14 protein-coding genes are annotated in these 15,499 nt (G+C 41.0%); 11 read left to right on the top strand and 3 right to left on the bottom strand.

Annotated elements, in window-relative coordinates:
- The first annotated feature begins 7 nt into the window (after window positions 1–7).
- Together ACS604_RS10185 and ACS604_RS10180 are read left to right on the top strand one after the other, a co-directional pair.
- Entirely contained in the window at window positions 8–520 is a 513-nt protein-coding gene (locus ACS604_RS10185; protein ID WP_004794739.1) for a gluconokinase, read from the top strand.
- Window positions 521–687: 167 nt separating this feature from the next.
- Window positions 688–2,316: an NADP-dependent glyceraldehyde-3-phosphate dehydrogenase gene (locus ACS604_RS10180; RefSeq protein ID WP_004794737.1), complete on the top strand. Its 1,629-nt coding sequence runs from the start codon at window positions 688–690 to the stop codon at window positions 2,314–2,316.
- 115 nt (window positions 2,317–2,431) lie between these two features.
- Here the strand turns inward: ACS604_RS10180 and ACS604_RS10175 are convergent, their stop codons facing one another.
- Window positions 2,432–3,697 (bottom strand): glutamate-5-semialdehyde dehydrogenase, encoded by a 1,266-nt coding sequence (locus ACS604_RS10175; RefSeq protein WP_004794736.1) that lies wholly within the window; start codon window positions 3,695–3,697, stop codon window positions 2,432–2,434.
- Between the two features lie 299 nt (window positions 3,698–3,996).
- Here ACS604_RS10175 and ACS604_RS10170 point away from each other — a divergent pair, with 299 nt between their 5' ends.
- Window positions 3,997–5,301 (top strand): alpha/beta fold hydrolase, encoded by a 1,305-nt coding sequence (locus ACS604_RS10170; protein WP_474771633.1) that lies wholly within the window; start codon window positions 3,997–3,999, stop codon window positions 5,299–5,301.
- Window positions 5,302–5,365: 64 nt separating this feature from the next.
- Here ACS604_RS10170 and ACS604_RS10165 read toward each other — a convergent pair whose 3' ends face one another.
- Both ACS604_RS10165 and nagZ read right to left on the bottom strand, forming a co-directional pair.
- Window positions 5,366–6,208, bottom strand: coding sequence for a class I SAM-dependent methyltransferase (locus ACS604_RS10165; RefSeq protein ID WP_474771631.1), 843 nt, complete (start codon window positions 6,206–6,208; stop codon window positions 5,366–5,368).
- An 80-nt stretch (window positions 6,209–6,288) separates the two neighbouring features.
- Window positions 6,289–7,308, bottom strand: a complete 1,020-nt coding sequence (nagZ, locus tag ACS604_RS10160) for a beta-N-acetylhexosaminidase (RefSeq protein ID WP_049837907.1) — start codon at window positions 7,306–7,308, stop codon at window positions 6,289–6,291.
- A 192-nt stretch (window positions 7,309–7,500) separates the two neighbouring features.
- On the opposite strand from nagZ, the gene ACS604_RS10155 reads away from it, so the two are divergent.
- From ACS604_RS10155 to ACS604_RS10120, 8 genes are all read left to right on the top strand, one after another.
- Complete coding sequence (locus ACS604_RS10155) at window positions 7,501–9,684, top strand: carboxy terminal-processing peptidase (RefSeq protein WP_004794726.1); 2,184 nt, start codon at window positions 7,501–7,503, stop codon at window positions 9,682–9,684.
- A 138-nt stretch (window positions 9,685–9,822) separates the two neighbouring features.
- Window positions 9,823–11,112: a glycosyltransferase family 4 protein gene (locus ACS604_RS10150; protein ID WP_474771818.1), complete on the top strand. Its 1,290-nt coding sequence runs from the start codon at window positions 9,823–9,825 to the stop codon at window positions 11,110–11,112.
- Between the two features lie 24 nt (window positions 11,113–11,136).
- A complete protein-coding gene (locus ACS604_RS10145; RefSeq protein ID WP_289781517.1) occupies window positions 11,137–11,688 on the top strand; it encodes a phosphatase PAP2 family protein in 552 nt (183 codons plus the stop codon).
- A 99-nt stretch (window positions 11,689–11,787) separates the two neighbouring features.
- Window positions 11,788–11,988 carry a Fe-S cluster assembly protein IscX gene (gene iscX / locus ACS604_RS10140; protein WP_003654869.1) on the top strand — a complete coding sequence of 67 codons (201 nt, stop codon included), beginning with the start codon at window positions 11,788–11,790 and terminating at the stop codon, window positions 11,986–11,988.
- Between the two features lie 113 nt (window positions 11,989–12,101).
- Window positions 12,102–12,533, top strand: coding sequence for a nucleoside-diphosphate kinase (ndk, locus tag ACS604_RS10135; protein WP_003654870.1), 432 nt, complete (start codon window positions 12,102–12,104; stop codon window positions 12,531–12,533).
- Window positions 12,534–12,656: 123 nt separating this feature from the next.
- Window positions 12,657–13,892 carry a dual-specificity RNA methyltransferase RlmN gene (rlmN, locus tag ACS604_RS10130; protein ID WP_004794719.1) on the top strand — a complete coding sequence of 412 codons (1,236 nt, stop codon included), beginning with the start codon at window positions 12,657–12,659 and terminating at the stop codon, window positions 13,890–13,892.
- Between the two features lie 15 nt (window positions 13,893–13,907).
- The gene (gene pilW / locus ACS604_RS10125; RefSeq protein WP_312820853.1) at window positions 13,908–14,708 is read left to right on the top strand and encodes a type IV pilus biogenesis/stability protein PilW; all 801 of its coding nucleotides are present in this window, start codon (window positions 13,908–13,910) and stop codon (window positions 14,706–14,708) included.
- A complete protein-coding gene (locus ACS604_RS10120; RefSeq protein ID WP_151964001.1) occupies window positions 14,699–15,490 on the top strand; it encodes a helix-turn-helix domain-containing protein in 792 nt (263 codons plus the stop codon). The genes pilW and ACS604_RS10120 overlap by 10 nt, the downstream gene beginning before the upstream one ends.
- Window positions 15,491–15,499: the final 9 nt, after the last annotated feature.

Here is a 15,499-nt window from a genome sequence, read left to right as displayed (position 1 = left end):
GTAATCCATGATTGTGATTGCAATGGGTGTCTGTGGAACAGGTAAAACCCTAATTGGTGAATTGTTATCAGAGCGTTTGGCTTGTGAGTTCCTTGATGGCGATACGCTTCATTCAGCTGCAAATAAAAGTAAGATGAGTCAGGGCATTCCCTTAACAGATGAAGACCGCTTGCCATGGTTGCAAGCAATTCGTCAGGTCATTGAAACCAAACAGAGAGATGGTGAAACGGCTGTATTTACATGCTCATCTTTAAAGCGCATGTATCGCGATATTTTAAGAGGGCAGGACCAGAATATTAAGTTTGTCTACTTAAAAGGTTCTTATGAATTATTGCAGCAACGACTTGCAGAAAGATCAGGTCATTTTTTTGACCCAGCGTTGCTACAAACACAGCTAGACACATTAGAGGAACCTGATGTGAATGAAGCAATTGCTATTGATATTGCTCTCACACCAGAACAGATCATTGAACAAGTCATCCAGAAGCTAGGGGTGACTGATAGTGTGTGTCGGGGGTAGATTCAGCTAGAAAGGTTATCAACGCTTTAAAATATTCACCTTGTGGTTAACGGTTCAAGCAAGGTGAGTACGGATAATAATAGTGATATTGACCCGAATAAATCCTAATTAGAATGGAAAGTTCGGGAATATATAAAAGACATACGAATAATAAGGTATTAAGAAGAATGAATCAGTTAAATAATCTACAACATAAATTCCCAGTAGTGGACAGTATTCCTGAAAGTGTGCGTTTACCCTCCCAAATTCATCAGCGTGTCTCACTGGTAGATGGTGAATTGAAGTTATGGGCTGGTGCAACCAAGAAAACATTATCTCCAATCTGGATTCAGCAGCCTGACGGTAGCCTACAGCAAGTTGAACTTGGTAGTTATCCAGTCATGGGTGAAAAAGAAAGCGATGAAGCACTAGAGGCAGCGGTACGGGCTTACAATAATGGTCGCGGCGAATGGCCAATGATGAAGGTGAGTGAGCGCATTGCCTGCATGCAAAAATTTATTCAGCGCATGGTGGAACAGCGAGATCTGATTATTAAGTTGATCATGTGGGAAATTGGCAAAAGCTTGGCGGATTCAGAAAAAGAGTTTGACCGTACAATTACCTACATGCGTCAAACGATTGATGCTCTGAAAGATTTGGATAATGCCAATTCCCGCTTTGTAATTGCCGAAGGTACGATTGGTCAAATCCGTCGTACTCCACTAGGTGTCGTGTTGTGTATGGGACCATACAACTACCCGCTGAACGAAACCTTTGCGACTCTGATCCCAGCCATGCTGATGGGTAATACCATTATTTTTAAACCACCTCAATTTGGTACCTTATTGTTTGAACCGTTACTAGAAGCGTTCCGTGATTCATTTCCAAAAGGTGTGATCAATACCATTTATGCACCAGGCTCTCTAGTGGTACCCCATCTACTGGCATCTGGGCAAATTAATGTATTGGCACTGATTGGTTCTAGTAAAGTAGCTGATCACTTGAAGAAGCAACATCCTAAATCTCACCGTCTGCGTGCGATTTTGGGGCTAGATGCGAAGAATGCAGCCATTATTCTGCCGGATGCCGACCTAGATCTAACAGTGAAAGAGTGCCTGCTGGGTGCATTGTCGTTTAATGGTCAGCGTTGTACAGCACTTAAAATGCTGATGGTACATAGCTCAATAGCCGATGAGTTCGTTAACCGCTTAACGGCTGAACTGGCCAAACTTAAAGTGGGGATGCCTTGGGAAAAAGGTGTGTTTATTACTCCGTTACCAGGTATGCACCGTACGACCTACATGACTGAAGTCATTGAGGATGCCATGGCTAAAGGGGCAAAAGTGGTTAATCTGGAAGGCGGTGAATTCTGCAAAACGATGTTCTATCCAGCTGTAGTTTATCCAGTGACTGAGGGGATGAGGCTGTATCGCGAAGAACAGTTTGGTCCAGTGATACCAGTCTCTGTTTATGATGACATTGAAACTGTGCTGGACTATGTCACTACTTCTGATCATGGTCAGCAGGTGAGTATTTTTGGTAGTGACCCTGAGCAAATTGGCCACTTGGTTGATCCGCTGGTTCATCAGGTCTGTCGTGTGAACATCAACTGTCAATGTCAGCGCGGCCCTGATGTGTTCCCATTTGGTGGACGTAAAGATTCTGCGGAAGGTACATTGTCTGTGCATGATGCGCTTCGTGCATTCTCGATCCGTTCTATGATTGCTGCTAAACAGACAGATGACAGCAAAGGCATGTTGGCCTCTATGGTGTCTGAACACTACTCTAAATTTGTGAATACCGACTTTATTTTCTAATAAATATACGATTAAGAAAAACCAGCCTTCGGGTTGGTTTTTTATAGTGACTCATAACTTGAGTAATAAAAAACGCCTGATATTGATCAGGCGTTTTTTTGAAGTGTTAAATCTGTTATTGGCGAATTTGTCCGTCACCTAACACAATCCATTTTTGTGAAGTTAAGCCTTCTAAACCCACTGGGCCGCGGGCATGGATTTTATCGGTGGAGATACCAATTTCAGCACCTAAGCCATATTCAAAACCATCAGCAAAACGAGTTGATGCATTAATTACGACTGAGCTTGAATCTACACGAGCCAAGAACTGACGAGCTAAAGTGTAGTTTTCAGTCACAATTGCATCGGTATGATGTGAACCATATTTGTTGATATGGTCAATTGCTTCATCAATCCCGCTCACCACTTTAACTGCGAGAATTGGCCCTAAATATTCGGTGTACCAATCTTCTTCTGTCGCTGGTTTTACGGAAGCACCCAAAATGCGACGTGTTTCTGGACAACCACGGAGCTCAACTTGTTTCTCAGCATAGAGTTCAGCAATGTGCGGTAAGAAAACATCTGCAATTTTTTCATCAACGAGCAGAGTTTCCATCGCATTACAAACGCCATAACGATGTGTTTTTGCATTTAATGTAATTGGTAAAGCTTTTTGCAAGTCGGCTTGTGCTTCAACAAATACATGGCAGTTACCATCAAGATGCTTAATGACAGGAATGCGCGCTTCGTTAGTTACACGCTCAATTAAGCTTTTGCCACCACGTGGAACAATTACATCTACATATTCAGCCATGGTAATAAGATGACCAACAGCCGCACGGTCAGAAGTGTTAATCACTTGAACTGAATCTTCAGGTAAGCCAGCAACTTTTAAGCCATGCTTAATCGCTTCAGCGATCGCTTTATTTGACTCGAGTGCTTCTGAACCACCACGTAAAATAATGGCATTGCCCGATTTAATCGCTAAAGATGCAGCTTCAAGGGTTACGTTTGGACGTGATTCGTAAATCATCCCAACAACACCTAAAGGCACACGCATTTTTCCAATTTGAATGCCTGTGGGGCGATATGCAAGATCAGTAATTTCCCCAATTGGATCGACAAGTGCTATCACATCTTTTAGACCTTGCAACATTCCTTTAAAGCGTGTGGGCGTAAGTTCAAGACGATCAAGCAATGCGCTGTCGAGCTGATTGCTACGACCTTTATCCATGTCGATTTGATTCGCTGCCAAGATTTCTGCCTGATTATTTTCTAAAGCAGTATAAATAGCAGAGAGTGCATGATTTTTTAGTGAGGTAGAAGCACTTGTTAGGACACGAGATGCCTGACGTGCTTGTTGCCCGACTTTTTGCATATATTGTTCAATTGAGTCTTGCATAGCATTTTTTAATCATTTACCAATGAGTAAGATAGTAGCAGTCAAATGCGGAACAATGAATGGCTTTTTTTGAAAAATGTGACTGCCATAAAAAAACATTTAAATATTTTGCAAACTATTAGCGACTTAAACAAGATGAGCGGTCATTTGAGCGATTGCGTATATTTCACACAATTGTTTAGAATGTTATTGTGCAATACAAACTAATACAAATTTAAAAGTTTTGTGCATAAAAGATTACGTGTTCAAGAAGGAACTCTTGCAGCATAAAAAAATTACAGCAAGGAGGAAGCAAGGATATGAATTCCATTATTCAAATGGATTCGGAGATCAACCAAGCTTATGCCGGTTTTGGCTTTTTCGATATCTACCATAGAGATAGTTTTAAACAACCTGCTCGTACAACATGGATTGACGGTTGGAAAATTGAATATATGGCAATTGCCGATCCAAAATCGATTCACAATACGCCAATTGTGATTGTGGGCGGTGCTTTCCAGAATTTTAATTCTTATAAATATTGTGTTGAACAATTGTTTGAAAGTGGTCCAGTCATTTTAATCGATTTGCCTTCTATGGGGGCAAATCAGCAAATTACTAATCGGGATACTGGCGTATCTGCGGGTACTTTAGAGTTGCCTGATTTATCAAAAATGTTGGGACGCTGGTTAGATATTGTGGGTCTACAAAAAGTTTCCGTTATGGGAATGTCTTTAGGGTCTGTAATCGCATCTTGCTTTGCTTATCATCGTCCAGAATTAATGGATCGCATGATTTTGATGGGGGTTATGCAAAAGACCCGAAAAAGTTGGCGAATGATTTTGGAAGAATCGCTCAAGCTCATGCAAGAAAACCGCATGGAAGAGTTTGGGCAAGCTGTAATTTTATATTTAGTTAATCATGCAAAATTAGATAAAACCCGCATGTCACCAACAGCCAAGAAGTTATTTTTTAGACAAATGGCTGAGTTTACGGGTACTGAGCGAGAGCGTTATGAAATTAACTGTAATCGTCTTTTGCGGTTAACGGATGTACCTATTCCAGAGTGCAAAACGTTGGTTGCAGCAGGGCAGTACGATAGTTTTACTCTGCCTCATGAAAATGCGAACTTTGCGTTGCAATGCCCAGATATGGAATTTGCATTGATCGCAAACGCAGATCATGTACCGCAGCTCCAGCGTCGTAAAGAAACCATGAGTTTGTTCACATCATTCTTAAAAGGTGAATCTATCCAAAATTTGGATGGCATTATTCCTATGACACGTGAACAAATGCAAAACATGGAACGCCGTGGTGAAGAGCGAGTTCGAGTTTTGCAATCAAAAACTCAACTTACTCACCGAGAGTCTGATGTGCAGGTTTCTGTAACGATCGTTGATGTCACTTTCTTCGGTATGTATTTAAAAATGGATGATGTTTCGCAGCTTGATTTTGTGAATGACCATCCACGTGACTTGGCACTGCATTTAGAAGATGAAGAGGGTAGCTTTGCAATTGAGTGCTTAATTTTTGAGAGTACAGAGCAGGGTATTCGAGCTTTATTTAAACATGGTAGTTTCGAACTTGCTGATCGTTTAAGCCGTTTTATTGCCCATCAAAAATAAGCAGTTTAATAATATAGTTATAGATGGAAGCTCGTTTATTTCGAGCTTCCATTTTTTATATTGGTTATTTTATTTGTGCGTGAATAGTCCAGACCAAGTCACCTAAATGTTGCTCATGACTGTCTTGAGAAGCTTGTCCAAAGAAAATTTGTGGTTGTTCCACGCGAACTTGACCGAACTCGGTATCTTTAAAAAAGTCTTCAACTTCTTTGGGACTTTTGAAGTGAAAACTAAACGAGCTTCGAGACATTAATTTCAATAATTTACTACTATTCCAGATAATACTGGCAAGTTTGTTTTTTACTGGTTCAGGGTAGAGGTCAGTTAAATAATGGAACTTTTTAAAAGAAGTGCCATAGTGAGCAATCGATTGAATCAGCTGTTTTAATAAATCTTTATCAAAGTAGTTAATTAAACCTTCACTAATCACAACTAGTGGGCGGTTCGGGTCAAATACTTCAAATGCTTGTGCAAAAGCTTCGGTAAATAAATCAACTGATAAAACTTCAGGTGCATTTTTTTCAATTTGTTGTAACGCATTTTGTTTGGTTTGTGCCATATCGGGTAAATCAAGCTCCCGATAGGTAATCGAAGGGTAATGCTGTCTAAACCACCAGCCACGTGGAGACAGGCCACATGCTATTTCTAGAACTTGTAAATCAGGACTTTCTTGAATGAGTTGTTCTAAGTGATGATCAAGCATGGTGTGGCGTTGTTTGAGCGTCGTGCGCATGCTACCGCCCACATATTTCTCAGCCCAAGATTCTATTGGATGAACCAAATATGCTAGTGATTTGCCTTTGGTTGTAGCAAGTGCTTCATGAGAGATCCCCATTTGATACCAGATATAGCCTGTATAGTGGGCTGTAAAAGAGATGTGGCGGTGTTTTGAAAGTTGTTGTGTCATTCGTCCTGAGCTCGATTTATTGTTTTTGTGTGGTTTGACTGATGATCGAGACCATCAGTCAAATATACGTTTAACTCAATTTAGATCGAATTTTTAAACTCTTCAATGGCTGTTTTGACAGCTTGCCACTCGTCGCCAAGCGATAAGGTTTCACCAATCTGAATTTGTGGAATTTGACCACGCATGCGTTCAAGGCGTTCTTGATTTGGTAGCTCTAGGTTTGCAATACCTTCAAGTGCTGTACATGCCGCACTACGGTCATTACACACGAGTCCCATATCACAACCAGCAGTTAAAGCAGCTTGAATACGTGCATCTGCGCCACCTGCTACACATGCGGCTTGCATGCTTAAGTCATCAGAGAAAAGTACACCATCAAACTTCAAACGGTTGCGTAGAACTTCTTGAATCCAGAAAGGTGAAAAACCGGCTGGATTTGGGTCGATCTGATCATAAATCACATGTGCTGGCATGAGCGCATCAAGCTGAGGCATAAGCTTAATGAAGCTTTGCATGTCATGGTTGTAAATTTCGTCATAGCTACGGCTATCGATTGCAGCTGCAACATGAGAGTCGGCTTTCACTGAACCGTGGCCCGGGAAGTGTTTGCCCGTGTTTGCCATTCCAGCTTTTTTCATGCCTTGCATAAATGCACCAGCAAGCGGGGCAATATCCTCAATATTTTTAGAGAAGCCACGATCACCGATCACATCACTAATTGCATTAAGGTCTAAAACGGGTGCAAAACTAAAATCGATACCTACAGCCAAGACTTCAGTTGCCATGAGCCAGCCGCACTGTTCCGCCAGTTCAAGTGCTTTTTGAGGTTGAGTAATATAGAGCTCACCGAAACGACCCATGGCCGGTAATAAGGTAAAACCTGATCTTAGGCGCTGAACTCGGCCGCCTTCTTGGTCGACAGCAATTAAAATATCTGGACGAATTTGACGCATATGGTCCGTTAAGGCACGGACTTGTTGTGGAGATTCAATATTTCGTGCAAATAAAATCATGCCACCGACTTGCGGAGCGCGTAATAGTTCAATATCTTCTTGAGTAAGTTCTGTGCCGGCGATGTCCAGCATCAATGCGCCAATCATATTGGTTCCATTTGAATTTTGATTGAAAAACAATAAGCGAATTTTGCAATGTTTTGCTACATTTTGTCAGTACAGAATATGATAAAACTACACGGTATAAACAATTTAGTTGGTTAAGATTTTGAATCTGCTTAGTTCATATCGAAAACAGAGCGTGTAAGATAGGAACACCCAAGGAAGTATTAAAAATTTATGAAACTTCAAACTATAGCTTGTGCAGTAGCGATCGCGACTGGCGGTTTATTCTTCACTCATACGATGAATGAAGCGAGAGCAGCAACCAATACTGCTGTGGTTTCTCAATCGATCCAGCCAACGCAAGAACAGGCTTTGGTGGCTCGCCAACTGGCAACTTTAGTTGATCGCCAACATTATTTAAATATGCGTCTGGATGCGACGACATCAAATCGTATTCTCGATATGTATTTAGATAGTCTTGATCCAGATCACTCACTATTTTTAGACGCTGAAGTTCAAAATTATAAAAAACTATATGGTTCAAATTTTGGTGCTTCTTTAAAAGCGGGGAATTTGACTGGACCATTTGCAATTCATCAGCAATATCGTGAACGCTTAAAACAATTTTATGAGTTCATGTTAGCCGAGCTGAAACAGCAGCAAAATTTGAAACAGCCAAATAGTTATATTGAAGTTGATCGTGAAAAAGCGCCGTATTTTAAAACATCGGCTGAGCAACAAAATCACTGGCGTAAAATGTTGGTTTCGCAGTTAATCAACTTAACGATTAGCCGTGAAGAAGAGCAGGCGAAACAAAAAGCGCTTAAAGAAAATCCATCACTTGCTGATGGTCAAGATTTAACTGGTCCAGAAGATTTAACACCAGCTCAGACCTTAACTAAACGTTATACGCGTCAGCTTGAAAGAATTAGTCGTGTGAAAAGCGATGATGTGTTGGATAAAACATTGAACGCCATGTTGGCGACTTATGATCCACACAGTAACTATTACCCGCCAATCGATGCGATAGAATTGAATCGCCAAACCACCTTGCAGCTTGAAGGTATTGGTGTATCGATTCGTCCAGAGCGTGGCAATGAAGATTACACCAAGATTGAAACCATTGTAGAAGGTGGTCCTGCAAGTAAGTCTGGTCAAGTGAAATCAGGAGATCGAATCGTTGGTGTCGCCCAAGAAGGCGAGAAAATGATTGATGTGGTTGGTTGGACAAGTTCTGAAATTGTTGGACTCATTCGTGGTAAGCGCGGAACTAAAGTTACGTTAAAACTTCTTGGTGCTGGCGCATCAATGAGTCAAGCACGTAATGTGACCTTAGTGCGTGATGTGATTCAAGAAGAAGATGCTGGTGTTCGTTCACGTACAGTTGAAGTGACACGTGATGGTAAAAAGCATGTGTTGGGCGTAATTGAAATTCCATCATTCTATTTTGACTATCGTTCACGTCGTGCGGGTCAACAATACCGTTCAGTTTCTGAAGATACTGCCAATGCTTTTGAAGCGTTAAAAGCGAAGAAAGTAGAAGGTATTATTATCGACTTGCGTAATGACCCAGGTGGTTCATTAGAAGAAGTTGCACGTATGCTGGGTCAAGTGATTAAGTCAGGTCCAGTGGTTCAAATTCGTGATGGCAATGGCAACGTAAGTGTTTTTGAAGACAACGATGGTGGTCAGCAAGTTTACACAGGTCCACTCGCTGTAATGGTGAACTTGGCATCGGCATCTGCAAGTGAGATTTACTCTGCTGCAATCCAAGACTATGAGCGCGGTATTATTATTGGTAGCACAACGACTGGTAAGGGTACAGCTCAGGTGCAACTTGATACTCTGGCATACGGTCAAGCGACTTTAACTCAGCGTAAGTTCTACCGTATTACAGGTGGTAGTACACAAAATAAAGGTGTAGTGCCAGACATTAAACTCGTCGATATCTATAACGAAGAGTTTGGTGAGCGTAAATCGAAGAATGCGTTGAAGTGGGACACAATTCCTACTGCACCATTTAAGCGCGAAGGCTCTGTTCAACCTTATGTGGCAAAGTTGTCTCAATTCTCTGAACAACGTGTTGCTAATGATGCCCAGTTTAAATATCTAAATAAACGTACCGCGATTGCCAAAGTTACGAGTGATCAGAAACAAGTGGTACTTGATATTGATAAACGCCGTGCAGAATTACTTGGTTTAGAGAAACAAACTTTAGATGCAGAAAATGAACGCCGTGCTGCAACTGGTCAAAAGCCTTTTGCAAACTGGGAAAGCTATCAAGCTTCATTAGATGCTCTAGCTGAATCTCGCGCTAAAATGAAAGCATCTCAACGCCCTGCATTGCCAGAAGAAGAAACTTTTGTGACTGAAGCTGCAAATGTACTCATGGATTATGCAAAATTGCAGAATCGCTAAATATTACTAGGTCTTAAGAGGAAAGCATGCTGTTATCAGCGTGCTTTTTTTATTTTTCATGTCAGTAAACTGTCACGCATTTATCATCAAAATGTCAAAAAAGCTGCTTAATATTTAAGCATGAAAATAAATACATTGATGGATGGCGCTATGCAAAGCTCATACGCGACAGCACTATTAAAACAACAGCAACTTCCTGAAAGCTTCCAATTCTTTTTTAAACAAAAGCAGCAGCTATCTAATACGCATTCATTGCATGATTTGGTGCGCCCACGTTTAAAAATTGCGATTGTTACCGAAACTTGGCCACCTGAAATTAATGGCGTGGCACTTTCATTATTACAACTATGCCAAGGTTTACAAAAACAGGGGCATAAGATTTTACTGATTCGTCCAGAGCAAAAGGCAAAATGCCATGACTTTACGCCAGAGCAAGAATGTCTGGTGATGTCGCAGGCGATTCCCAAATATCCGACTTTGCAGTTTGGTTGGCCACAATATCTAAAAGTATCGAAAGCTTTTGAAAAGTTTGTGCCCGATGTGGTCCATATTGTGACCGAAGGGCCGTTAGGTTTAACCGCCATGCAGGCTGCTAAGGCAAAAGCTATTCCAGTTTCTAGTGGCTTTCATTCGCCATTTCAAGACTTTAGTCGATTCTTCGATTTGGCTTTTTTGGTTAAACCGATTCAAAAATACCTGTGCTGGTTTCACAACAATACTCAAGTGACTTGTGTGCCAAGTAAAGATACCCAAGAAGCATTACGCGGTTTTGGTATTACTTGTCCGTTGGTTGTTGTTGGGCGTGGCGTAGACACAACAAGATTTTCACTAAAGCACCGCTCTGAAAATTTACGAAAGCAATGGGATGCCGATGAGAATACTCGCGTTATGCTTTATGTAGGGCGTTTGTCTCCTGAAAAAGAAGTGCAAGTGCTCATTGATAGTTATGCCAACTTACAAACTGTCCAGCCCCATAAAACGAAATTGGTTATTGTGGGAGATGGCCCAGATTTTGCTCGTTTAAAGTCATTACCTGAAGCGAAGGGTGTTATCTTTACCGGAAGTTTGAGAGGTCAAGATTTGGCGGCTGCCTACGCGAGTGCAGATGTATTCGTATTTGCGAGTCAAGTTGAAACGTTTGGTAACGTAGTTTTAGAGGCAATGGCAAGCGGTTTGCCAGTTATCGCGTATGATTATGCATGTGCACATCAATACTTAACACATGGTGTGAATGGCTGGTTAAGCCCACTTGGACAAAAAAGCCACTTTATACAACAAATTTATCAGCTTCCTTCAGTACAACAACTTAGAGAAATGGGCGTACAAGCCTGTCATAAAGTACAGCAAAGCGGTTGGCAACTTCCGGTTCAGCAATTGGAGCAGGCATTTTATCAGGTAGTGAAGGAGCCCTCGGTGGACTTCACCTAAGTATCCTAAAATAGGAGAATGACCATGAAATTTAAGAATGCAAAAATAAAAATACTCGATTTAGATTTAAGAGGCTGTTTATATCTTAACAATTTCTCTCACTCACAGCGTGTTGCCCTTTTCTTCAAAATCATCAGTCGTGTGGGTGACGGCCCATTTTGGTATCTAATGCTGGCAATCGTGTGGGGGATGCAAGGCATCACCTATAGCCTGCAAATCATCTACTTGTTATTAGGTGGTTCTATTGGAACCGCGATCTATAAATTTTTAAAACACAAGACAACACGACCCCGTCCTTATCAAGTGCATCAAGTGATTGTGCTCGGTGAAAGACCACTTGATCATTTTAGTTTTCCATCGGGTCATACACTTCATGCTGTGATGGTGACAATTGTGTTGGGTTATATCCAGCCAGCTTTACTTGCGGCGATGTTTCCTTTCATGGTGCTTGTAGCATTGTCTCGTATGGTACTTGGTCTTCATTACCCAAGTGATGTGATTGTCGGTGCACTCATTGGTGCAGCAGTCGCGAGTATGATTATCTTTATGGCTCCACTATTGAATATCGCTTTATAAGCATCGGTAATTTTTATCAGCTTAAGCTATCGATTAGGTTTGTGGATTTGCTAAAGTACACAGTTCGTGATTTAGCAGATTAAACAGATAGGAGCCGCTATGGGCTTACGTTGGACAGATACGATTGATATTGCCATTGAATTGTCAGAAGCACATCCAGAAGTTGATCCGCAATGGATTCGTTTTACCGATTTACATGCATGGGTGTGCGCATTGCCAGACTTCAATGATGACCCAAATAAATCGACAGAAGGATTGCTAGAAGGGATTCAAATGGCCTGGATAGACGAAGTTCGCTAAAAACAGTAGAAAAAATCGCAACTTTTACACATTCAAAGCTGATTATTGCCTATGACATCGGTATAATGCGGCAAATTTTTTAATGTTTAAATTTTAAAATAAAGGAGCCACTCATGGCTATTGAACGTACTTTGTCTATCGTAAAACCTGATGCAGTTTCTAAAAACCACATCGGTGATATTTTTGCTCGTTTTGAAAAAGCGGGTTTAAAAATTGTTGCGACTAAAATGAAACACCTTTCTCAAGCTGATGCTGAAGGTTTCTATGCTGAGCATAAAGAACGTGGTTTCTTTGGTGACTTAGTTGCATTCATGACTTCTGGTCCAGTTGTAGTATCTGTTCTTGAAGGCGAAAATGCAGTTCTTGCACACCGTGAAATCTTAGGCGCTACAAACCCTAAAGAAGCTGCTCCTGGCACTATCCGTGCTGACTTTGCTGTAAGCATCGACGAAAACGCTGCTCACGGTTCTGACTCAGTTGCTTCTGCAGAGCGTGAAATTGCTTACTTCTTTGCTGACAACGAGATCTGCCCACGCACTCGTTAATCGAAAGCATTCAAACCAGATAAGTGGTATACTACTTATCTGGTTTTTTTATTCTCTCAAGAGAATATTGTTTGATTCTTGAACAATATCTTCAGTTTTTTGACATGGTTTAGGTAAATACACATGAGTTCTGCAGAGGTCGTTTCATCTGAAAATCTTGATGGACAGCAGCAATCTTCGTCCACGCTGGTCATTCCTGCTGCCGAAAATAAAGTGAATTTACTCGGCATGTCTCGTACTGAATTAGAAAAATTCTTTGAAGATATTGGTGAGAAAAAGTTTCGTGCCGGTCAGGTGATGAAATGGATACATCAATACTTCATTACTGATTTTGCTGAAATGACCAATATTTCAGGGAAATTGCGTGCGAAGCTTGAACAGATTTGTGAAATCAAAGCTCCTGAAGTAGTTCACCGTCATTATTCAAAAGATGGTACACGTAAGTGGGTTTTTCGTGTGGGCGATGGTGCAGGTTCTTTAGTTGAAACTGTATTAATTCCTGCCGAAGATAAAACAGGCTTGCGTAAGACTTTGTGTATTTCGTCACAAGTCGGTTGTGCATTAGATTGCTCATTTTGTTCAACAGGAAAACAAGGTTTCCAACGTGATTTAACGCCAGATGAAATCATTGGACAACTTTGGATGGCAAACTATTCCTATATGGAAGAAGTGCCGGTTGCCGAGCGCGAGCGTTCAGTGACCAATGTCGTGATGATGGGTATGGGTGAACCATTGCTCAACTATGATGCCGTATTAAGCTCAATGCAGATTATGCTTGATGACTTTGCTTATGGCATGTCTAAGCGTCGTGTGACTTTATCAACATCAGGTGTTGTACCTAAAATTGATCAACTTGCAAAAGACATTGATGTTGCTTTAGCAATTTCTTTACATGCACCAAATGATGAATTACGTAATGAACTAGTGCCAATTAATAAAAAATATCCATTGGCTCAGTTGATTGCAGCATGTCAGCGTTATATTGCCAAAGATGGTAATGAAAGTACGCGTAAACATGTGACTATTGAATATGTGATGTTAGAGGGTGTAAATGATCAGCCTGAACATGCACAGCAAATGATTAAATTATTAAAAAACTTACCAAGTAAAATTAATTTAATTCCATTTAACCCGTTCCCACATGCACCATATGGCCGCTCAAGCCGAAATCGAATTATCTCGTTCCAAAAAACTTTGTCTGATGCTGGATTTGTGTGTACGATTCGTCAAACACGTGGTGATGATATTGATGCTGCATGTGGACAGTTAGTCGGTCAAGTGGCCGATAGAACTCGTCGTGCTGAACAGTGGCAGAAGAAAGTCACACAGCGTCAAGAGATTTTGCGTACACAGGGATAAAATTGAGGGCAGGCTTTGAGTACTCCAAAGTTAAAAACGGTATTATGGATGGGGGTTGCAGTTGCATTTCTGGTAAGTGGTTGCCAGACAACGCATATGCAAAAGAAAGACCCAGAAAAAGCGGTAAAAGTGCGTACACAACTTGCTGCTGAACATATCCGTTCTGGTGACTTGGATTCGGCAAAGCGAGTTCTTGATCAAGCTTTAAGTGTAGATAACCGCGATGCAATGGCAAATATGATGATGGGCATTTTGCTACAGCAAGAAGGTAGCAAGCCGAACTTAGAAAAAGCAGAACATTACTTTAAACGAGCAATTTCATCTGAACCAGATAATGCTCAAGCACATAATAACTATGGTACTTATTTATACCAAATGGAACGCTATAATGATGCGATCGAGCAATTTCGTATTGCTGGTACAACATTAGGTTATGACCAACGCTATCAGGCGTTAGAAAATCTAGGGCGTATTTATTTAAAATTGGGTGATGTTGCGAATGCTGAAAAAACATTCAAACAAGCACTCCTTGCTAACCGCGACTCTTATATTTCAATGTTAGAGTTAGCGGAAATTTTTTATTTGCAGCAGCAGATTCCGGCTGCTACACAAATGTATGAACAATACGTTCATACAGTGGGGCAGAAAAATCAGGGTGCAAGAGCACTTTGGATTGGTGTAAGAGTGGCTCGAGCCAATGCGGATAAAATGGGAATGCAAGTGTTAGTAAACCAGTTACGTGCTTTGTTCCCGGAAAGTCCAGAATATCAACGTTATTTGCAATTACAGTATAGTACTGAGGCCGTATGGAAATAAATCCTAATTCACAGCAGCCAACTGGCTCAAGCTTACCGACTTCTGCTTTAGGAAATATTCAACGTCCTGGTGAGTATTTACGTCAAATTCGAGTTGCTCAGAATAAAGAGTTAGGGCAAGTTTCTTCAGATTTAAACATGCCGGTTAAGACTCTAACAGCTTTAGAGCAAGATGATTACAAGTCATTGCCAGAAGCTACTTTTATCAAGGGCTATTACCGTTCATATGCAAAATATTTAAATACAGATGCGACGGCAATTATTCAGCGCTTTGATGAAATTTATGCAAATGATACCGGGCTTTTACCAAACCATGCCTTAAATAATTCACCGATTAAAATCATGGGTAAACTCCCTGGTTCTAATAGTGACCGTAATAAGAAATGGTTGAAGCGAGCACTTCTTGCAGTCGTGATTATTGCCGTTGTGTCATTGATTGTCATGGGTATTCAAAAATGGACTTCTAAGAAAGAAGATGCTGATTTACCTAAAGTAAATCAGTCTAGTGTTGAAGTTTTACCTATGAAAGGAAATGCCACATCAACAGTGGGTGATCAATTGGTGCTAAACTTTAACCGTCCAACGTCTGTTCATATTGTTGATGCAACAGGTAAAGTTTTGGCGACAGGCCGTCAGTCATCAACTTTAAACTTAAATGGCGAGTCTCCATTTCAGATTCGTCTTGATGATGCAACTGCCGTGTCATTAAGTTTAAACCAAGAACAGATTTCATTGTCTCCATATACGGTAAACGGTAAAGCTGAATTCCGTTTATCCCGCTAATACCATGAG

The sequence above is a fragment of the Acinetobacter sp. Li1LvA2 genome (genome assembly GCF_056156705.1).
The sequence above is the reverse complement of the archived record's forward strand: the minus strand, read 5'-3'. Positions and strand labels throughout refer to the sequence as shown.

Excerpts from the sequence above, each read along its gene's own strand:
- ACS604_RS10185 (WP_004794739.1), top strand. The coding sequence starts at position 8 with ATGATTGTGATTGCAATGGGTGTCTGTGGAACAGGTAAAACCCTAATT.
- ACS604_RS10180 (WP_004794737.1), top strand. The coding sequence starts at position 688 with ATGAATCAGTTAAATAATCTACAACATAAATTCCCAGTAGTGGACAGT.
- ACS604_RS10175 (WP_004794736.1), bottom strand. The coding sequence starts at position 3,697 with ATGCAAGACTCAATTGAACAATATATGCAAAAAGTCGGGCAACAAGCA.
- ACS604_RS10170 (WP_474771633.1), top strand. The coding sequence starts at position 3,997 with ATGAATTCCATTATTCAAATGGATTCGGAGATCAACCAAGCTTATGCC.
- ACS604_RS10165 (WP_474771631.1), bottom strand. The coding sequence starts at position 6,208 with ATGACACAACAACTTTCAAAACACCGCCACATCTCTTTTACAGCCCAC.
- nagZ (WP_049837907.1), bottom strand. The coding sequence starts at position 7,308 with ATGATTGGCGCATTGATGCTGGACATCGCCGGCACAGAACTTACTCAA.
- ACS604_RS10155 (WP_004794726.1), top strand. The coding sequence starts at position 7,501 with ATGAAACTTCAAACTATAGCTTGTGCAGTAGCGATCGCGACTGGCGGT.
- ACS604_RS10150 (WP_474771818.1), top strand. The coding sequence starts at position 9,823 with ATGGATGGCGCTATGCAAAGCTCATACGCGACAGCACTATTAAAACAA.
- ACS604_RS10145 (WP_289781517.1), top strand. The coding sequence starts at position 11,137 with ATGAAATTTAAGAATGCAAAAATAAAAATACTCGATTTAGATTTAAGA.
- iscX (WP_003654869.1), top strand. The coding sequence starts at position 11,788 with ATGGGCTTACGTTGGACAGATACGATTGATATTGCCATTGAATTGTCA.
- ndk (WP_003654870.1), top strand. The coding sequence starts at position 12,102 with ATGGCTATTGAACGTACTTTGTCTATCGTAAAACCTGATGCAGTTTCT.
- rlmN (WP_004794719.1), top strand. The coding sequence starts at position 12,657 with ATGAGTTCTGCAGAGGTCGTTTCATCTGAAAATCTTGATGGACAGCAG.
- ACS604_RS10120 (WP_151964001.1), top strand. The coding sequence starts at position 14,699 with ATGGAAATAAATCCTAATTCACAGCAGCCAACTGGCTCAAGCTTACCG.